The organism is Alteromonas sp. ABV2_168, from assembly GCF_056161165.1.
Genome location: NZ_JBSWYQ010000010.1, coordinates 197,842 through 215,781, shown reverse-complemented (window position 1 = coordinate 215,781; position 17,940 = coordinate 197,842). Strand labels below are relative to the sequence as shown.

Genomic DNA, 17,940 nt, shown 5'->3' with positions numbered 1-17,940 from the left:
TGGAAACGTCACTTCCACAGAGTAGATTCGCCAAACCTGTCGTGAGGCAGGGACGGAAAGCCACGGGTCTTATACCGCCATAAGACAGCCGGGTTGCAGTGAAGTTGTTTAACTATTTTCAGGCACACACTGCTCAAGGAACATAAATGAAATTTAGCATCAAAACTGCAGCCCTGCTAACCGGCTTCTGTGCGGCATTCACGGCTAACGCCAACATTATCAGCAGCTACGATATTGACTTCGCTGCCCAGACTTTGACTGCACACCAACAAAGTGGCACGTCTAACTACGGAACCTGGACAAATAATGGCAGCGTACTGAACCTGCGTGAAAACAGCTGGTTCACACTAAACCTGGATGATGCTTTCGGGATCCAGAGCCTGGACTTAGACAATTCTGCTTCAGATATTTTGTTGTCATTTGAATTTCGTATGACCCCGGGCAACAACAATACTAATGCAAACCCTTACTCTGAGATTGGCGGGATCTGGCTGGCAGATTTCTCTGCCGGTGAACAGAATAACGATGCCAGCCGCACGTTTGCTCTGGGTGGCACACAGAATTTCGGTCTGGATGACTTTACTTATACCAGCGAACCAGCCTGGGAGACCTTCTCTATTACTCTGGATGATTACATGTCAGGACTTATTACCGACATCGTATTCATTAACGATTGTGATGCAGCCAGTGGTTGCGGAGATATGAAGGTTCGCTTCCGGAATGCCTCTATTACAGAAGTCAGTGAGCCAACCGCCATGTCACTGATCCTTCTGGGAATAGGGTTTATGGGATGGCGCACAAGACGCCAGAATCAGAAGGTCGCCTGACCTTCATTGCCCGCCACGTCACATCGCGGGCTTTTTTATTGCTTTTTCGGGGCTGCCGGCAACTTGACTAAGTCACTGAAGTTGTTAGACTGCCCTCGCTTAATTTGCGGACTCCGTAATAAGCATTAGGCCAAGGGGTGCCGTCTTTACGGCTGAGATCCATTCCATGGGAACCCTTAAACCTGATCCGGATAATACCGGCGTAGGGATGGTGATAAAAGCAATCTGAAAACCTCAATACCTGCCGTAAAGCCGGATCTTTTTGATGATTAAAGAGATCCTAATGAAAAAAAACGCAATCCTTCTCGCACTACTTGCACTGCCTGCTTTTGCTGATGACACAGCAGACATCGAACGTATTACCGTCAGCGGTGATTTCCGCACAGCGACTCTCGATCAACTCAGTGCCAGCGCTTCTGTGTTATCAGGCAACCGCCTGGACAGCCGTCAGGCTACCTATATCGACAATGTATTAAGTATTGCGCCGAATGTTAATTTTGCGGCCGGCGCATCCCGCGGACGTTTTATTCAGATCCGGGGGATTGGTGAGCGCAGCCAGTTTGCTGAACCGATTAATCCTTCAGTCAGTTTCCTGGTCGACGATTTTGATTTCTCCGGTCTTGCTGCAGCAGGTGTACTTTTTGATACACAGCAGGTAGAAGTTTACCGGGGACCGCAGGCGACAGTCTTCGGAACCGGTGCCCTGGCTGGTGCGGTTAAGATTGTCAGCAATGCCCCTTCAGAAGAGAGTGACAGTCATTTTGAATTGTCTGTGGGAAACACATCTTTCTTCCGCGCTGAAGGTGCCCATGGCGGACAAGCGTCTGATTCTCTGGCCTGGCGTGCAGCATTTGTGCACAACAGCAGTGACGGTTTTATTGAAAATGACTTTTTGGGTGCCGACGATACCAACGGGATTCATGAGAATGCAGTAAGGCTGGGAACACTGTGGGATGTGACTGACAAAACATCCGTTGCGGTGGATTTCCGCTGGTACGATATCAATAACGGTTACGATGCTTTCTCACTGGATAACAACCGTCACACCTTGTCGGATGAACCCGGGTTTGATGAGCAGGAAACTAAAGCGGTCAGTGCACATATCAATCATGAAACTGCCGGAGGTTTGCTGGAAATCATTGCGACTATGGCCGGTCATGATATCGCTTACGGCTACGACGAAGACTGGACCTACACCGGTTTCCACCCCTGGGGCTATACGTCCTTTGATGCATATTACCGGGATGTTTCCCAACAATCTGCCGAGGTGCGTTTTACTTCTGCAGAAGATAAAAAAATCTTCAATGACACCACGACCTGGGTTATCGGCGGCCGCATCAATCAGAGTGAACAGGATTTACTGCGTCAGTATACTTATGCTGACGGCGACTTTATCAGTACTTTCGAACCGCAGACAACAGCGGTTTACGGTCAGCTTGATACACAGCTGACTCCGTCTTTATTGCTGACGTCCGCGCTGCGTGTTGAAAATTATGCCTATGATTATGCTGATAATGCGCAGGTTGTGTACGACGATGACACGACCATGACCGGCGGCAAACTGGCACTGACCTGGGATATGGGAGGGGACTACCTGTATGCCAGCGTATCCAGAGGCTACAAAGGTGCCGGCATTAACTATGATGAGCAGGTTAGCCGCGAGCGCCGCTTCTTTGATGCGGAATACAACTGGAACTATGAGGCAGGGTACAAAGGCAAATTGTTTGTTCCTGAATTGACAGCCCGCGCAGCAGTTTTCTTCATGGAAAGGGAAGATACCCAAATCAGCGATTTTGATGTTCAGGAACGTGAAGACGGTTCTGCCGCCTTTATCGATATTACGGCGAATGCCGATGTGGGCACAAATAAAGGGGCAGAACTGGAGCTTTCCTGGCAGGCAACGTCATCCTGGACAGTGCAGGCCAGCGCAGGTTACCTCAGTGCCACCTTTGAAGGTTACGAGACTGCCGACGGTGAATATGTCAGTAAGCAGCGTCAGGCTCAGGCACCTAAATATACAGCGAACCTGTTCAGTGAGTTGTGGCTGACTGATTCTCTGGTATGGCGCGCGGATATGGACTTTAAAGACGAATACCGCTTCTCTGATGGCCATGATGAAACAGCACCGGCCACAACGTTGTACAACACAGATATCACCTGGGTAAAAGGCATGTTGCGCACCACACTGTGGGTGAAGAACGTGTTTGATAAAACCTGGTACACCCGCGGTTTCGGTGGATTCAGTAACGATCCCCGTGATTACTATGAGTTTGCTGAACCTTATTATCAGTTAGGTGACGGCAGACAGTTCGGCGTCACAGCCCGTTTTCAATTTTAAGGAATTTCTATGCAGGTCATGGTTGAGTTATCTCTGTATCCTCTGGTGAATGAATACATTCCACCCATAAAGTCGTTCATTGACAGACTGAACAGTTACGACACCCTTGATGTGACGACCTGTTCTACCAGTACACAGGTCACCGGCGAGTATGCCGACATTATGGCGGTACTGGGGAAAGAAATGCAGCGCACTCATGAAGAAGTCGGGCAGGCCATTTTTGTGGCCAAGTTTCTGAACTTCGATGTGATGCAGGCACGTAAGGATCAGGATGACTGATTTCATCCCGCATTTCTTTGAACAGATAGCCGCGACATCACTGGCCGAGTGGGTTGCTGTGGTGCTGGCGCTGGCCTATGTCTGGCTGGCTGCCAGGCAAAACCGCTGGTGCTGGCTTTGTGCATTTATCAGCACGGCTATTTATACCTGGCTCTTCTGGCAGGTCACACTGCCGTTTCAGGCCATCCTGAATCTGTATTACATGGTGATGGCAGGATACGGGTATTATCAGTGGAATCGTCAGGCTGCCGGCGACGACCGGGTGCATTCCTGGCCATGGTATACCCATGCCATGCTGGTGCCGGGACTACTCCTGATTGCCTGGGGCTTATCCCTCTGGGCACAGGGGCAGTTCAACAGCGAACATCTGCTGCTTGATGCAAGCATTCAGGTGGTCAGTTTGGTGACTACCGTGATGGTGGCCCATAAGGTTTTACAGAACTGGTTGTACTGGATAGTAATCAATCTGGCTTCAGCTTATCTTTACGCACAAAGCGGCCTGATGTTGTCGGCGTGTCTGTTTCTGGGATATGTCGGATTTGCCGTATTTGGTTATGCACAATGGCTGAAACAATGGAAGATGCAGGAACATGACGCCCGCGCTTATCGTTAAAGCGTTAGCAGAGCCGTTGAAGCTTAGCGGTAATGCCACCTGTGAATCACGGCAGGGCGGGGATGTGAATCGCATGTTCAATATCACTGACGGAGAGCGTGAGTTCGCTGTTAAGTGGTCTGCCGGTGAGAGTTTTACCGGTGTAAACAAACATGCTCAGTTTACGCTTCAGCACAGCCTGTTCCGTCAGGGCATTGCGCCTGAACCTGTGTGGCTGAGTCCTGACTGTACGCTGTGGGCAGAACGCTGGGTGACCTCGGATGCGGAACCGTCGAACAACGCAAACAGTGAAGATAGCATCATTCTGCTCGCCGTTGCGTTACACACCATTCACTGCACAGCTATTGACGCGTCACCTCTGTGTCTTGAGTCCAGGCTGATGCGCTATTTTGAAAGTGCAGATCTTGAGAGCAGTCATCCCCTGGCTGAAGTATTGCGAAACGTGATTGATTCCGGTGATGCACAGCAACCGCCTGCTGAACAGGCGGTGCTTTGTCACAACGATCTGTCTTTGCCGCACATTGTGAAAACCGGAGCCGGTGGCGCTAAACCTGTTATCGTTGACTGGGAATATGCTGCCAGCGGCAATCGTTATTTTGATGTGGCATCCTGTGCTGCGATTAATCAGTTAAATGACGAAGCCGCTTTGCGCTTGTATAAACACTACGCCGCTTTAAGCGGGGCCGCTGAAGAGAAGGTCATCTTTGCCTGTGAACAGCAGCGCCGGGTGGTAAATGTCACTGCTGCCCTCTGGCAGGCAGCACTGGAAACCACTAACCGGCAGAAGGGGAGTGAACCGGAGTAACAGCCATACTGTGCGCTTTTTGTGCGTATTGTGCGAATGCCAGGCAAAGGCACTGGTTTTGCTGTTTTTTTGCCATAAAAAGGCTTTACCTTTGTTAACGCATACGTATAATGCACAGCGCGCTAGGGGTGTAGTTCGAATTGGTAGAACAGCGGTCTCCAAAACCGATGGTTGGGGGTTCGAGTCCCTCCACCCCTGCCACTTTTCCTCTGAGTAAGTTATAGTGTTCCTACTTTCTTCCACTCAAAAGTAAATCCATTTTCATGACGTCCGGTTTAAATCCATATCAAATTGCTGTTCTTCAGGAAATGGGTATCTGTGTATGGCAATCTCAGGCTGTATCACAGACTCAGGCAACATCTGCTGCCGGTAACAGTCACACTGCTGAACTAACGCCTTCCGGCGCTGCCGTTCCATCTCAGTCTTCTGGTCAACCCGCCGCAAATGGTCAGGCCCGCATTGCGCAGCTTCGTTCCATGCTGGGAAATAAACCGGATAAAAAACCATCTGCCCCGGAAAAAGTGCAGGACAATGAAGCAAAACCGGCATCACCGGTGGTTGAAACCATTGATCCCCGCAGCTTCGGAACTGCCGGACAAGACATCTTGCAGGCGTTGTCTTTGTTTCACGATGCAAAGTCTGTTCGCTGGCAATATGGTTCAGAGTTGTCCCTGAAAAATAATATTCTTTCATTACCTTATAAAACTGCGCCATCAGACGCTGCGGAAAAGCGCCGTCTGTGGCAGATCATTTGTGCCGGTCAGTAAGTGATGCCGTCGTTCACACTCCAGCCACTTTCTGACGCCCTGATCAATGACGCCCATGCTATTCATCAGCAGGCCACTTATAATCCCTGGTCCTTATCTACCTTTGCGGACTGTCTTACACCGCCCTATGCGGGTTTGGCAGCACTGAACAGTGAGCTTAAGCTCTCCGGTTACGCAGTGATATTACTGGTTGCCGGCGAAGCCACGTTAATGGACATTGCAGTTGCTGTTTCTGACCGGGGGCAGGGTGCCGGAAAACAGTTATTAGACGGTGTGATTGCATGGTGCCGGCAACAACAGGCTGAGTCACTGTGGCTCGAGGTAAGAGCCGGAAACCACAAAGCCATTTCACTGTACGAAAAAGCCGGTTTTGAAGACATTGAAGTGCGTAAAAATTATTACCCTTGTGATGGCGGTAAAGAAGACGCGCGGATAATGCGTATGTTGCTTGCTTAGGGCGTCAGCGATTATACCCGGCGGTTGTATCCTACAGAGTAAACCATCTCCCGGTCAGAAAAATAATCTGAAATCTCATCCAAAATCCTCTCTTCACGTATAATTAACAAAAGTGTGTTTTGTTCAATTAGCAGGTGAATATGATGGCTGACAGTAATAAAAAAGCCCGTGAACATGAACGGGAAATCACGCTGGCGGAAGAAGATTTTCGTCATGATGAAGAAGAATTCGACTCCGTCGCAGGGGAAGAGGATCCAGGGGCCGCGTTAGAAGAGCTGGTAGAATACGATAAATCCACACCGGAGAAGAAAAAGTAAGGCCTCCGGCGTACAAACTTTCTGCCTGCCGGTGCAAATGCGCCGGCGGATTTCCCCCGCAGAGAAAAGGGCGGCAATTTTTCTCAATTCTGGTATCATGCGCGCCAATTTTTGAAATTCAAGGTGGCGCCGCCCGCAAGCTCTGAACCCGCGTCTACCCTCACACAGTGACAGATCAGAATATCCATGAGTAACCTAACCAGCGAAATCAGCAAACGCCGTACGTTTGCGATTATCAGTCACCCCGATGCGGGTAAAACCACCATTACTGAAAAGGTCCTTTTGTTCGGACAAGCTTTGCAAAAAGCCGGTACCGTGAAAGGGAAGAAGTCCGGTCAGCATGCCAAATCTGACTGGATGGAAATGGAAAAAGAGCGGGGGATCTCGGTCACGACCTCGGTCATGCAGTTCCCTTACCGTGAAAATCTGGTGAACCTGCTGGATACGCCGGGACACGAAGACTTCTCTGAAGATACCTACCGCACACTGACTGCCGTTGACTCCTGTCTGATGGTTATCGATGCCGCAAAAGGTGTTGAGGATCGTACCCGTAAGCTGATGGAAGTTACCCGCCTGCGCGATACGCCTATTATTACCTTCATGAACAAGCTTGACCGCGATATCCGCGACCCGTTGGAGTTGCTTGATGAAGTTGAAAACGAGCTGAAAATCCTGTGCGCGCCAGTGACCTGGCCAATAGGCTGCGGTAAAGAATTCAAAGGTGTTTATCACCTGCACCGTGATGAAGTGATTTTGTATAAATCCGGTCTGGGTCACATGATTCAGGATGTACGCATTATTAAAGGTCTGGATAATCCGGAACTTGAAACAGCTATTGGCAGCGGTTTGCTGGAAACATTGAAAGACGAACTGGAGCTGGTTCAGGGGGCGTCTAACGAGTTTGATCAGGAACTGTTCCTTGAAGGGGAACTGACACCGGTATTTTTTGGTACTGCACTGGGTAACTTTGGTGTTGACCATATGCTGGATGGTCTGGTTGAGTGGGCGCCTGCGCCGCAGGGACGCCAGACAGAAGACGGTGAAATCAGTGCTGATGCGCCTGAGTTCAGTGGTTTCGTGTTTAAGATCCAGGCGAATATGGATCCTAAACACCGCGACCGTATTGCCTTCTGCCGCATTGTTTCCGGAAAATACGAGAAGGGCATGAAAATGCGTCATTCACGTATTAATAAAGACGTCCGTATTTCTGACGCGCTGACCTTCCTGGCCGGTGACCGGGAACTTCTGGAAGAAGCCTATGCCGGCGATATTATTGGTTTGCACAATCACGGGACTATCCGCATCGGTGATACGTTCACGTCCGGCAATAATTTCCGCTTTACCGGTATTCCTAACTTTGCGCCAGAACTGTTTAAGCGTATCCGCCTGAAAGATCCGCTGAAGCAAAAACAATTGCTTAAGGGACTGATACAGTTATCTGAAGAAGGGGCTGTGCAGGTTTTCCGTCCTCTGATCAACAATGACCTGATCGTCGGTGCGGTAGGTGTACTGCAGTTTGATGTGGTTGTGGCCCGCTTAAAAGCGGAATATAACGTAGATGCAATCTACGAACATATCAGTGTGAGTACAGCCCGCTGGGTATACAGTAAAGATGCGAAAAGGCTGGATGAGTTCCGCCGTAAAGCTGAACAAAACCTGGCGCTGGATGGCGGTGACAACCTGGCCTACATTGCACCCACTATGGTGAATCTGCAACTGGCTAAAGAGCGTTACCCCGATATCGAATTCAAAGAAACCCGCGAACATTAAGAACAGACAGAAGACGAAGAAACGATGAACATACATGCTTTATTAGTCAGCCGTTTTAGCGAAGCACTGGAAAAATTAGGTGCTGAAAATGCGCCGGTGCCTGTGGCACGCAGTTCGCGGCCTGAGTTTGGTGAATATCAGTTCAACGGTGCGATGGCACTGGCGAAGCAGTTAAGACAAAAGCCCCGTGATATTGCGGAGAAAATTGTTGAGCTTGTTAACCTGGATGACGTTGCCAGCAAGCTGGAAGTGGCAGGCCCCGGTTTTATTAATGTGCATCTCAGCGATTCGTGGCTTGCGAATCAGTGTGAACTGGCACTGCATGATCCCCGCATGGGCGTGGCAAAAGACAGCCAGCAGACCATTGTGGTGGATTACTCTTCCCCGAACCTTGCTAAAGAAATGCACGTGGGCCACCTGCGTACCACTATCATCGGTGACGCTGTTGTAAAAGTGCTGGAGTTCCTTGGTCATAAGGTTATCCGCCAGAACCACATGGGGGACTGGGGGACACAGTTCGGCATGTTGCTGGCACACCTGTCAGACAAGCTGGAAAGTGAGGTTGCGGAAACCGCACTGTCTGATCTGGAAGACTTTTACCGTGAAGCGAAAGTACGCTTCGACGAAGAAGAGGGCTTTGCAGACCGTGCCCGTGAATACGTGGTGAAATTACAGGGGGGCGACGAGCAGTGCCTTACGCTGTGGAAACAGTTCATTGATGTATCCGTTCAGCACAGCGAAGAAGTGTATGACAAACTGAATGTCAGTCTGACCCGTGACGATATTATGGGTGAGTCTGCCTATAATGATGATCTGGCGAATGTCATCCGTGACCTGAAAGAAAAAGGCATTGCGGTAGAAGATCAGGGCGCGCAGGTTGTGTTTATTCCTGAATTGGCGGACAAAGAAGGGAATCCGGCGGTGTACATTGTGCAAAAATCCGGTGGCGGCTACCTGTATTCCACTACCGACCTTGCAGCTATGCGCTACCGCAGCGGCAAACTGAACGCTGACCGTACCCTTATTCTTACCGACGCCCGCCAGGCGCTGCACTTTAAGCAAACTGAAATTGTGGGCCGTAAGGCCGGTTTCATGAAAGCAGAACAGACTTACGAGCATTGTCCTTTCGGTATGATGCTTGGCAGTGACGGCAAGCCATTTAAAACCCGTACCGGTGGCACGGTGAAACTGGTTGAGTTACTTGACGAAGCGGTAGAGCGCGCAGGCAAACTGATCAGCGAGCGGGACAATGACCTGTCAGAAGCTGAGCTGGCTGAAGTGGCCCGTAAAGTGGGTATTGGTGCGGTTAAGTACGCTGACTTAAGTAAAAACCGTACCACGGATTACGTGTTTAACTGGGACACCATGCTGAGTTTTGAAGGTAATACCGCGCCTTATCTGCAATATGCGTTTACCCGCGTTAAGAGTATTTTCCGTAAATCCGGTATTGCGATGGCAGATCTGAAAGGTGCAATGACCTTTACCGAAAAGCAGGAGCATGCACTTGCTGTGCTGTTACTGCAATTTGAAGAAGTGATTGGTCTGGTATCCCGTGAAGCAACGCCTCACGTGCTGTGTACTTACCTGTACGATGTGGCAAGCGCATTCATGAGTTTCTACGAAGCCTGCCCGATCCTGAAAGACGGTATTGATGAAGCGGTGCGTAACAGCCGGCTTGAACTCGCTGCGCTGGTGGCCAATACACTGGAACAGGGTCTGAGCCTGCTGGGTATCGAAACACTGGAAAAAATGTAAGTTTATCAGGCAGTACTGATATCAGAGAAACCGGCAGTCGCTTGTGGCGTCTGCCGGTTTTTTGTTTCCGGTCAAATTTGTACGCCGGATCAGGCAAATTGCTCTGTGAGCCAGTTTATGAAAGTGCTGATTCGTTTAGGCATATGGCGTCTTGATGTGTAAACCACGGAAAGTGGCAGGGGTGGGCAGGTAAAATCATCCAGAATTGTTACAAGCTCGCCACTGGCCAGGTAATGCTTAACCCCGTGATGAGGCACCTGAATGATTCCCAGTCCCGCCAGACAGGAGGTCAGGTAGGCGTCTGTAGTGGCTACCGATACCCGGCTTGTCATCGCTACCTGATAGTTATGCCCGTTGTGAAAATAATCAAAGGAATCTGCAGCGGGGCGCATATCCGGTGAGTAGCCCACCACGAAATGATTGCTCAGATCAGCCGGTGAAGCAGGGTGTCCATATGCTTTCAGGTAAGCGGGGCTGACACAATTCACCATCGCAAAATTACCCAGCGGGCGGGCGATGAGTTCGCTGTCTTTAAGCGTACCCGCCCTGATCACACAATCCACGCTTTCCTTCACCGGATCGATGCGATAGTCCGCGCCGAGCAGGCGGATGCGGGTTTTCGGGTGCAGGCGGAACCACTCAGCCAGTTTCGGTGCGACGACGGAGGCATATAACCGGCCCGGCATATCTACCACAATGTCTCCGGTCAGCTGGCCGGCATCGTCCTGTAACTGGCTCTCTACTGCATCGAGATCGGCCAGAATACGCTGACACTCAGGAAGGTATTGTCTGCCGGATTCTGTCAGCGTGACCTGGCGGGTACTGCGGTGAAACAGGCGGGTTTGCAAACGGGTTTCCAGTTTTGTCACTGAGGATGACACCGCGGATTTAGGCACATCCATCTGGCTGGCTGCCTGAGAAAAACTACCGGTTTCAGCCACGGCAAGAAAACGGCGCATACATTCTACAGTGTCCATCACACTTCTCATTGTTCATTTTATGTGAACAGTGTGTCTTTATTTGCCCTGTTTATCAATATAGTGCGGAACGATACTCTGAACCTGTCATTAATTTCCGCCTTAAATCAGGCGGACACAGTAAGGAAATAACTATGAGTGATACCGCACTGATCACCGGTGGCAGTCGTGGCCTTGGTCGCAGCACAGTACTGGCTCTGGCAAACAAAGGGGTGAACAGCATTTTCACGTTTGTTCACGACGAGAACGCTGCAAAGGATGTGGTTGCTGAAGCAGAAAAGCGGGGCGTAAAGGCCGTGGCGCTGCAGTTTGATGCAACGAAATTCAGCGATTATTCTTTATTTATCAGTACCGTGCGTACTTGCCTGCAGCAACACTTCGGGGGCGGCAAGCTGAAGTATCTGGTAAATAACGCCGGCACAGGACTGCATAAAGCATTCAGCGAAACCAGTATGGAAGAGTTCGATGCCCTGTCAGATTTGCATTTGAAAGCACCGTACTTTCTGACGCAGGCACTGCTCAGTGATATTGAAGATAACGGACATATTCTGAATATCTCATCGGGTCTGGCCCGGTTCAGCTTGCCCGGCTCAAGTGCTTATGCAGTGATGAAAGGTGGTGTGGAAGTACTGACGCGGTACCTGGCAAAAGAGTTGGGCAGCCGGGGGATCAGCGTAAACACCATCGCACCGGGTGCCATTGCCACAGATTTCGCTGGCGGTACGGTAAGAGACAACCCGGACGTGAACCAGTTTGTCAGCAGTGTAACGGCTAAGGGCAGAGTAGGGGAAGCTTCCGATATCGGCCCGGCAATCGCCAAAATACTCAGTGATGATTGCGCATGGATGACCGGTCAGCGCGTGGAAATTTCCGGCGGCATGTTTTTGTAAAATCATCAGATTTGTTTGTTTTTATACCGTCCGGTAAAGGCTACATAGCAGTTGCCGGACACATCCCTTCGCCGTAACCGGTCATAACCACTGAAAATCTGGTGAAATTCGCCTGATTCCCGGTGCGCCTACTATCAAAATCCCGCCAGATTCGGTACTATCCGCCGTCTTGTTTTTTAATTTATCTCCTGGCGAAATCATGTTTGAAGTAAATCCTGTCAAAAATGCCATAGCAGATATCCGGGTGCGCTCTGAAGCACTTAGGGGGTATCTTTGACTTCGATACGAAGTCTGAACGTTTAGAAGAAGTTAACCGTGAGCTTGAAAGCCCGGACGTCTGGAATGAGCCTGAGCGCGCACAAGCCTTAGGGAAAGAAAAAGTAGCCCTGGAGCAGGTGGTTGAAACCATTCAGAAGCTCGAACAGGGTGCTGAAGACGTTGAAGGCCTTCTGGAACTGGCCATCGAAGCGGAAGATGAAGAAACCTTCGAAGAAGCGAAATCTGAACTGGATTCCCTTGTTGAAGTGTTGGAAGTCCTCGAATTCCGCCGTATGTTCGCAGGCCCTAACGATGCCTGCGATGCGTATATCGATTTGCAGGCGGGCTCCGGTGGTACGGAAGCTCAGGACTGGGCCAATATGCTTCTGCGTATGTATTTGCGCTGGGGTGAAGCACACGGCTTCAAAACAGAAATTATCGAACTGTCAGAAGGCGAAGTGGCGGGTATTAAGAGTGCCACAATCCGCTTTGAAGGCGAGTATGCGTTTGGCTGGCTGAGAACGGAAACCGGCGTACACCGCCTGGTACGTAAGTCACCGTTTGACTCCGGGAACCGCCGTCACACGTCGTTCTCTTCTGCGTTCGTTTATCCTGAAATTGATGACAATATTGAAATCGATATCGATCCGTCTGATTTACGTATTGATACTTACCGCGCCTCCGGTGCCGGTGGTCAGCACGTTAACAGAACGGACTCGGCGGTTCGTATTACCCACGAACCCACGGGCATCGTAGTGCAGTGTCAGAATGACCGCTCACAGCACAAGAATAAAGATCAGGCAATGAAGCAACTGAAAGCCAAACTTTATGAGTTTGAGTTGCAGAAGCAGAATGCTGAGAAGCAGGCGTTGGAAGATAACAAGTCTGATATCGGCTGGGGCAGCCAGATCCGCTCTTATGTGCTGGACGATTCCCGTATTAAAGATTTACGTACAGGTGTAGAAACCCGTAATACGCAAGCCGTCCTCGACGGTGATTTAGATAAATTCCTGCAAGCCAGTTTGAAATCTGGCCTGTAAATTACACTTAAAAGTGAACAGGTTATGACCGACCAACAACTCGACGAAAATAAACTCATTGCCGAGCGCCGGGCTAAATTGAGCGCGATTCGGGAAAACTGCCGTGCAAATGGTTTCCCTAATGACTTCCGCCGCGAAAACTACGCTGAAGAACTGCAGGCGCAGTTCGGTGAAGTGGAAAAAGAAGCGCTGGCGGAACAGGGCAATAAGGTTTCCGTTGCCGGCCGTATTATGGCGAAACGCGGTCCGTTTCTGCTGCTGCAGGATATGACCGGTCGTATTCAGGCTTACGCCGACAAAGAAACACAAAAAGAAATTAAAGCGAAATTCGGTAGTCTGGATATCGGTGACATCATCGGTGTAGCCGGCGACCTGCACAAGTCAGGAAAAGGCGACCTGTATGTGAACATGGAAAACTGGCAACTGCTGACCAAATCACTGCGTCCGCTGCCAGAAAAATTCCATGGTCTGAGCGATCAGGAAACCAAATACCGTCAGCGTTATGTGGATCTGATCACCAGTGAACATACCCGCCGCAACTTCAAAATCCGCAGTGCCCTGATTAACGGCATCCGTCAGTACCTGGCCGAGCGTGATTTTATGGAAGTGGAAACGCCTATGTTGCAGGTTATTCCCGGCGGTGCAACGGCCAAGCCTTTCGTGACTCATCACAATGCGCTGGACATTGACATGTACCTGCGTATCGCACCGGAACTGTACCTGAAGCGTCTGGTTGTGGGTGGCTTCGAGCGTGTATTCGAAATCAACCGTAACTTCCGTAATGAAGGTTTGTCGACCCGTCACAATCCTGAGTTCACCATGCTGGAGTTCTACATGGCGTACTCTGATTACAATGACCTGATGAACCTGACTGAAGACATGCTGCGCAAGCTGGCTCAGGACATTCTTGGCACGACAGAACTGGTTAATACTACCCGTGACAGCGAAGGCGAAGTGACGTCTGAAACCCGCTATGATTTCGGTAAGCCTTTCGATCGTCTGAGCATGGGCGAGGCTATCCTGAAATATTGGCCAGAAGCCAACGAGGCCGCTATCCGCGACCCGGAAGCGCACCTTGATGAAATGAAAGCCATGGCGAAACAGCTGCACATTAAAGAGCCTGAAGTCGACGGGATCTGGGGTGCAGGTAAGTACCTGTGTGAAATCTTCGAAGCGACAGCAGAAGAGAAACTCATCCAGCCTACCTTCATCACTGAGTATCCCTGGGAAGTGTCTCCGCTGGCCCGTCGTAACGACGATAACCCGTTCATCACTGACCGCTTCGAGTTCTTCGTAGGCGGCCGTGAACTGGCGAACGGTTTCAGCGAGCTTAACGATCCTGAAGATCAGGAAGCCCGTTTCCGTAAGCAGGTTGAAGAAAAAGATGCCGGCGACGATGAAGCCATGCACTTCGATGAAGATTATATCCGTGCGCTGGAATATGGTTTGCCGCCAACAGCGGGTCAGGGGATCGGTATCGACCGTCTGGCTATGTTGTTCACTGACAGCCCGACAATCAAAGACGTTATCCTGTTCCCGCACATGAAGCCGGAAGTACAGGAATAAATCTCTCTGCTGATTGCTAAAAACGGTATGCGCGTAAGCCCATACCGTTTTTTTATGTCTTTGATTCAATCGCTTTACTCCGGCCTGTCGTATCACTCGTAACAAGGCGTATTTAAGAACACTTTTACAGGAACCGGATATGACAGGGAAAGAGAAACACGAAGACGAGCGTCATGTTGACTCGCCGCTTACTAAGGAAGAAGAACAGGATGTGCGTGATCACCAGAGTCTGAGTTCAGTTTCTCTGTATGCGGTAATTCACCGGGAGGGACTTGAAGAGCTTGAGCGGCCGGGTATGTCGCTGTGGTGGTCCGGTGTGGCTGCCGGCATTGGCATATCAACCTCAGTACTTGCTGAGGGCATTCTGCATACGGTGTTTGAAGGTTCGGACTACCAGTTTGCGCTGGAGAACTTCGGGTATACCGTCGGTTTTGTCCTTGTGATCATGGGCCGGCTGCAACTGTTTACTGAAAATACTCTCACTGTCATTTTACCGCTGCTTAACCATCGCTCTCTCACCATGCTTGGCTGCACCGCAAGGTTGTGGGCTATCGTGTTTGCCGCCAACATGGCGGGTACATTACTGGCCGCGACGTTAATGTATCAGTTACATACCGTGCCGGCGGAATACATTGAGGGGATGAACGCTATTTCAAGACATTATGTGGAGCTGGAATTCGGGCAGGCCTTTTCCTACGGGGTCATTTCAGGTTTCATTATTGCCGGTATTGTCTGGATGAAACCGTCGGTGCAGAGTGCGGCTTTCTTCGTCATCGTTATGTTTACTTATCTCATTGCTATGGGGAATTTCACCCACGTGATTGCCGGGTCTACGGAATTGTTCCTGCTTGCGATGCAGGGGGAAGTCACACTGTACCAACTCTGCTCGCTGATTTTTGCTACGCTGCTGGGGAATATTGCCGGCGGGACAGGGTTATTTGCCATGCTGGCTCACGGGCAGGTCGCCCACGAAATCGATTAAGCCGGAAAGCGGTCTGTCAGTGCACCAAACAAAGACTGATGAGCGGGAACCGGAATGTGATGCGCTGCAGCTTTCTGTAACAGGTATCCGGTGATCGCGCCGGTTTCCAGCGGGCGGCCGTGAGCCGCGTCCTGATGCATACTGGAGTAGTTAGCCGCTGTGGCCCCGGCAACCCGTAATACACGGTTTTTCACAACATCTGCACTTTCCTTGTAACCGCAAGCCTGCATGACCAGGCTGGTTTCGCGACATAACGATGAAATCACTGCGTCATATGCCGGCTCCAGAAGTTGCCCGTTGCGGATGTTATGCAGTGCCGTGAGCGGATTAATCACCAGATTGACAGACAGCTTCTGCCAGAGAGCCAGGGCAATATTGTCGCAGCGTGTTACCGGCGGAAATGCCTGCTCAAGGATACGAAACACTTTTTCATCCGCACTGTCATTCCTGCTTTGCCCCGTTGCCGGGCCAGCCAGTGTTTCACCAAAACCGGTATGGCGCACTGCGTTTTGTTGACGCAGAGCGCCGTGGCTGGTGGTTGCCTGATAAAGTCTCACAGAAGACAAAACGGAACGAAAGATCTCATCTCCCCCCATACCGTTTTGCAGCAGCAAAGCCGGCGTATTATTTGTGAAAAGGTGAGACCATTGTGTCAACGCTTCTTTCAGTTGATAAACCTTCACAGGAATAACAATCAGGTCGAACAGAATATCAACCTGGCTGTGCGGAGTAATGATTGCGCCAGGCAAGGAAACCGTGCTGTCATTTTGCAATGTCACCGTTTTTACGGTGGTCTGTTGCGCACCAGAGCGGGGCTGTCTCACTGCACGGGTGACATCAAAGCCGGCTTCCAGTGCCTTTGCAGCAAAGAGTGAACCTACAGCGCCGCTGCCAATAACACAGAGCCTGACTGACATTACCGGCTCTTTATTTCCGGCAGGGTGAAAGATGGCCAGGGCAGTGACCGGTTGTCCGGTTGTTCCGCAAGCCAGCCGGAAAATGCCTCAGAGACAAAGTTCGAGCCTTCCTCAGGCGTACAGGTGATGCTGAAATCCTCGCCGTTATAGCAAAAGTGTAATTGCCACGCGTGCAGATAGACACGGTCAGCCTCTTTGCCGCCATATAACGTGTCACCCAGAATGGGCGACCCCAGACTTTTCATGGCAACACGTATCTGATGGGTTTTCCCGGTAAGCGGTTTAACCAGCGCAATGCGTCCGGTTTCAGCCCGGTGATAACTGAAGAACTGGGTGACAGCAGGGTTGTCACGGGTTTTCATCAGCACATGTTGTCCACGGCGCCGGTTTTTCATATCACCGGCTATGGTGCCCTGTTTCTTCGCCGGTTTTCCCGACAGGATGGCCAGATAATATTTCTGTATGTCACGACCGGCAAACAGTCCGCTTAACTGTGCGGCTGCAGAAGCATTACGGCCGATCAGCAGACAGCCCGAAGTTACAGTATCGAGACGGTGACATAAGTAAAGCTGCTGTTCACCGGTGAGTGCCCGGACAGCATGTATCACGCCCAGCGCGTCATCGTGCATAGGTATGCCGACAGGTTTATGAATGACATAGAAGTCGGGATGTTCAAAACACACCCCGACAGAGGTAGCGGGGCTATCCACGGATCAGGTTCAGTGCGGTATCGTAATCAAGTTCGTCAATGGCATCACGCAGGGTTTGCTGTAATGCCGGATCCGGCGTGGTGGCGGCCAGCCAGCTGTCCAGCTGATCCTGCGCAATAAATTCACTTTGTTCCAGCGCCTGAATAAAGGCCGCAGGCGCCTGACCGGTTTGCGGAGCAGAAGCCGGGGATTCAGCGGTACCGGTGGTGGCTACAGCTGGCTCACTGTCCTGTTGACCGGCTGCCGGCGCATTCATAGCGGCTTCTGCCGCTTGCAGGTCGTCAAGCAAAGTCGGGTTAGCCTGTAATGTTGCAATAGCGTCCAGGGTAACAACCATTGTTTGCTTGAGGGCAGGGAGGGAAGCCGGCACCGTTTCCTGCGCTTTCAGCTCGTTCTCTGTTTCTTTACAGGCCAGGTGAAGTCGGTTTATCCCCAGATTGCTCGACACCCCTTTGATGGTATGAATATACACTCTGGCTTCCTGCCAGTCACAGTTATCGAGTAAAGTTTGAAGTTTATCTGAGGCGTGCTGGTATTCGTCGGCAAACTTTTGCAAAAGTCGCAGAAACAGCGTTTTATTCCCACTTAACTGAGAAAGGCCAAATTCGAGATTGATTATCTTTTCGGCAGAATCCATACAGTCTCTCCAGGTGTTTACACCAGTGTATTTCAT

19 protein-coding genes, 1 tRNA gene and 2 riboswitches are annotated in these 17,940 nt (G+C 50.6%); of the genes, 15 read left to right on the top strand and 5 right to left on the bottom strand.

Features of this window, described 5'->3' with window-relative positions:
• Positions 1 to 19 precede the first annotated feature (19 nt).
• A riboswitch (cyclic di-GMP riboswitch) is annotated at positions 20 to 101 on the top strand.
• 45 nt (positions 102 to 146) lie between these two features.
• The 11 genes from ACXAH4_RS15795 (at position 147) to argS (ending at position 9,927) form a co-directional block, all read left to right on the top strand.
• Positions 147 to 827: a hypothetical protein gene (locus ACXAH4_RS15795; protein ID WP_474844712.1), complete on the top strand. Its 681-nt coding sequence runs from the start codon at positions 147 to 149 to the stop codon at positions 825 to 827.
• A gap of 123 nt (positions 828 to 950) precedes the next feature.
• A riboswitch (TPP riboswitch) is annotated at positions 951 to 1,053 on the top strand.
• 57 nt (positions 1,054 to 1,110) lie between these two features.
• Positions 1,111 to 3,165: a TonB-dependent receptor gene (locus ACXAH4_RS15790; protein ID WP_474882586.1), complete on the top strand. Its 2,055-nt coding sequence runs from the start codon at positions 1,111 to 1,113 to the stop codon at positions 3,163 to 3,165.
• 9 nt (positions 3,166 to 3,174) lie between these two features.
• The gene (locus ACXAH4_RS15785) at positions 3,175 to 3,444 is read left to right on the top strand and encodes a hypothetical protein (RefSeq protein ID WP_474882584.1); all 270 of its coding nucleotides are present in this window, start codon (positions 3,175 to 3,177) and stop codon (positions 3,442 to 3,444) included.
• Positions 3,437 to 4,057 carry a nicotinamide riboside transporter PnuC gene (gene pnuC, locus ACXAH4_RS15780; protein ID WP_474882582.1) on the top strand — a complete coding sequence of 207 codons (621 nt, stop codon included), beginning with the start codon at positions 3,437 to 3,439 and terminating at the stop codon, positions 4,055 to 4,057. The genes ACXAH4_RS15785 and pnuC overlap by 8 nt, the downstream gene beginning before the upstream one ends.
• Positions 4,035 to 4,862, top strand: coding sequence for a phosphotransferase (locus ACXAH4_RS15775; RefSeq protein WP_474882580.1), 828 nt, complete (start codon positions 4,035 to 4,037; stop codon positions 4,860 to 4,862). The genes pnuC and ACXAH4_RS15775 overlap by 23 nt, the downstream gene beginning before the upstream one ends.
• Positions 4,863 to 4,986: 124 nt before the next feature.
• Positions 4,987 to 5,063, top strand: a tRNA-Trp gene (locus ACXAH4_RS15770).
• A gap of 62 nt (positions 5,064 to 5,125) precedes the next feature.
• Positions 5,126 to 5,629, top strand: a complete 504-nt coding sequence (locus ACXAH4_RS15765; RefSeq protein WP_474851079.1) for a hypothetical protein — start codon at positions 5,126 to 5,128, stop codon at positions 5,627 to 5,629.
• Between the two features lie 3 nt (positions 5,630 to 5,632).
• A complete protein-coding gene (rimI, locus tag ACXAH4_RS15760) occupies positions 5,633 to 6,085 on the top strand; it encodes a ribosomal protein S18-alanine N-acetyltransferase (RefSeq protein ID WP_474851168.1) in 453 nt (150 codons plus the stop codon).
• Between the two features lie 140 nt (positions 6,086 to 6,225).
• Positions 6,226 to 6,402, top strand: coding sequence for a hypothetical protein (locus ACXAH4_RS15755; RefSeq protein WP_474844717.1), 177 nt, complete (start codon positions 6,226 to 6,228; stop codon positions 6,400 to 6,402).
• Positions 6,403 to 6,588: 186 nt separating this feature from the next.
• Positions 6,589 to 8,172 (top strand): peptide chain release factor 3, encoded by a 1,584-nt coding sequence (gene prfC / locus ACXAH4_RS15750; RefSeq protein ID WP_474882578.1) that lies wholly within the window; start codon positions 6,589 to 6,591, stop codon positions 8,170 to 8,172.
• 24 nt (positions 8,173 to 8,196) lie between these two features.
• Positions 8,197 to 9,927: an arginine--tRNA ligase gene (gene argS, locus ACXAH4_RS15745; RefSeq protein WP_474882576.1), complete on the top strand. Its 1,731-nt coding sequence runs from the start codon at positions 8,197 to 8,199 to the stop codon at positions 9,925 to 9,927.
• 89 nt (positions 9,928 to 10,016) lie between these two features.
• Here argS and ACXAH4_RS15740 read toward each other — a convergent pair whose 3' ends face one another.
• Complete coding sequence (locus ACXAH4_RS15740) at positions 10,017 to 10,904, bottom strand: LysR family transcriptional regulator (protein ID WP_474844720.1); 888 nt, start codon at positions 10,902 to 10,904, stop codon at positions 10,017 to 10,019.
• A 134-nt stretch (positions 10,905 to 11,038) separates the two neighbouring features.
• Here ACXAH4_RS15740 and ACXAH4_RS15735 point away from each other — a divergent pair, with 134 nt between their 5' ends.
• Entirely contained in the window at positions 11,039 to 11,794 is a 756-nt protein-coding gene (locus ACXAH4_RS15735; RefSeq protein WP_474851082.1) for an SDR family NAD(P)-dependent oxidoreductase, read from the top strand.
• 81 nt (positions 11,795 to 11,875) lie between these two features.
• Here the strand turns inward: ACXAH4_RS15735 and ACXAH4_RS15730 are convergent, their stop codons facing one another.
• Positions 11,876 to 12,025 (bottom strand): hypothetical protein, encoded by a 150-nt coding sequence (locus tag ACXAH4_RS15730; protein ID WP_474882605.1) that lies wholly within the window; start codon positions 12,023 to 12,025, stop codon positions 11,876 to 11,878.
• On the opposite strand from ACXAH4_RS15730, the gene prfB reads away from it, so the two are divergent.
• The 3 genes from prfB (at position 11,994) to ACXAH4_RS15715 (ending at position 15,640) form a co-directional block, all read left to right on the top strand.
• Positions 11,994 to 13,092 (top strand): peptide chain release factor 2 gene (gene prfB / locus ACXAH4_RS15725; RefSeq protein WP_303575307.1). Its coding sequence is split into 2 segments (ribosomal slippage): positions 11,994 to 12,068 and positions 12,070 to 13,092, totalling 1,098 coding nucleotides; the frame shifts between segments, so codons are not numbered across the junction. The genes ACXAH4_RS15730 and prfB overlap by 32 nt on opposite strands.
• A gap of 24 nt (positions 13,093 to 13,116) precedes the next feature.
• A complete protein-coding gene (lysS, locus tag ACXAH4_RS15720; protein WP_474882575.1) occupies positions 13,117 to 14,658 on the top strand; it encodes a lysine--tRNA ligase in 1,542 nt (513 codons plus the stop codon).
• Positions 14,659 to 14,797: 139 nt separating this feature from the next.
• Positions 14,798 to 15,640: a formate/nitrite transporter family protein gene (locus ACXAH4_RS15715; protein ID WP_474882573.1), complete on the top strand. Its 843-nt coding sequence runs from the start codon at positions 14,798 to 14,800 to the stop codon at positions 15,638 to 15,640.
• Here ACXAH4_RS15715 and ACXAH4_RS15710 read toward each other — a convergent pair.
• From ACXAH4_RS15710 to ACXAH4_RS15700, 3 genes are read right to left on the bottom strand one after another with little or no spacing between them, the layout of a single operon-like run.
• On the bottom strand, positions 15,637 to 16,557 hold the full coding sequence (locus ACXAH4_RS15710) for a ketopantoate reductase family protein (RefSeq protein WP_474882572.1): 921 nt from the start codon (positions 16,555 to 16,557) through the stop codon (positions 15,637 to 15,639). The two genes, ACXAH4_RS15715 and ACXAH4_RS15710, sit on opposite strands and share 4 nt — an antisense overlap.
• Complete coding sequence (locus ACXAH4_RS15705) at positions 16,557 to 17,267, bottom strand: TIGR01621 family pseudouridine synthase (protein WP_474882570.1); 711 nt, start codon at positions 17,265 to 17,267, stop codon at positions 16,557 to 16,559. The genes ACXAH4_RS15710 and ACXAH4_RS15705 overlap by 1 nt, the downstream gene beginning before the upstream one ends.
• Positions 17,260 to 17,904: an Hpt domain-containing protein gene (locus tag ACXAH4_RS15700; RefSeq protein WP_474882568.1), complete on the bottom strand. Its 645-nt coding sequence runs from the start codon at positions 17,902 to 17,904 to the stop codon at positions 17,260 to 17,262. The genes ACXAH4_RS15705 and ACXAH4_RS15700 overlap by 8 nt, the downstream gene beginning before the upstream one ends.
• Between the last annotated feature and the right edge of the window lie 36 nt (positions 17,905 to 17,940).

Coding starts and splice junctions, on each gene's coding strand:
- ACXAH4_RS15755 (WP_474844717.1), top strand. CDS start 6,226: ATGATGGCTGACAGTAATAAAAAAGCCCGTGAACATGAACGGGAAATC.
- ACXAH4_RS15730 (WP_474882605.1), bottom strand. CDS start 12,025: ATGGCATTTTTGACAGGATTTACTTCAAACATGATTTCGCCAGGAGAT.
- pnuC (WP_474882582.1), top strand. CDS start 3,437: ATGACTGATTTCATCCCGCATTTCTTTGAACAGATAGCCGCGACATCA.
- argS (WP_474882576.1), top strand. CDS start 8,197: ATGAACATACATGCTTTATTAGTCAGCCGTTTTAGCGAAGCACTGGAA.
- rimI (WP_474851168.1), top strand. CDS start 5,633: ATGCCGTCGTTCACACTCCAGCCACTTTCTGACGCCCTGATCAATGAC.
- lysS (WP_474882575.1), top strand. CDS start 13,117: ATGACCGACCAACAACTCGACGAAAATAAACTCATTGCCGAGCGCCGG.
- ACXAH4_RS15710 (WP_474882572.1), bottom strand. CDS start 16,557: ATGTCAGTCAGGCTCTGTGTTATTGGCAGCGGCGCTGTAGGTTCACTC.
- ACXAH4_RS15715 (WP_474882573.1), top strand. CDS start 14,798: ATGACAGGGAAAGAGAAACACGAAGACGAGCGTCATGTTGACTCGCCG.
- ACXAH4_RS15775 (WP_474882580.1), top strand. CDS start 4,035: ATGACGCCCGCGCTTATCGTTAAAGCGTTAGCAGAGCCGTTGAAGCTT.
- ACXAH4_RS15785 (WP_474882584.1), top strand. CDS start 3,175: ATGCAGGTCATGGTTGAGTTATCTCTGTATCCTCTGGTGAATGAATAC.
- ACXAH4_RS15735 (WP_474851082.1), top strand. CDS start 11,039: ATGAGTGATACCGCACTGATCACCGGTGGCAGTCGTGGCCTTGGTCGC.
- ACXAH4_RS15790 (WP_474882586.1), top strand. CDS start 1,111: ATGAAAAAAAACGCAATCCTTCTCGCACTACTTGCACTGCCTGCTTTT.
- ACXAH4_RS15795 (WP_474844712.1), top strand. CDS start 147: ATGAAATTTAGCATCAAAACTGCAGCCCTGCTAACCGGCTTCTGTGCG.
- ACXAH4_RS15700 (WP_474882568.1), bottom strand. CDS start 17,904: ATGGATTCTGCCGAAAAGATAATCAATCTCGAATTTGGCCTTTCTCAG.
- ACXAH4_RS15765 (WP_474851079.1), top strand. CDS start 5,126: ATGACGTCCGGTTTAAATCCATATCAAATTGCTGTTCTTCAGGAAATG.
- ACXAH4_RS15740 (WP_474844720.1), bottom strand. CDS start 10,904: ATGGACACTGTAGAATGTATGCGCCGTTTTCTTGCCGTGGCTGAAACC.
- prfC (WP_474882578.1), top strand. CDS start 6,589: ATGAGTAACCTAACCAGCGAAATCAGCAAACGCCGTACGTTTGCGATT.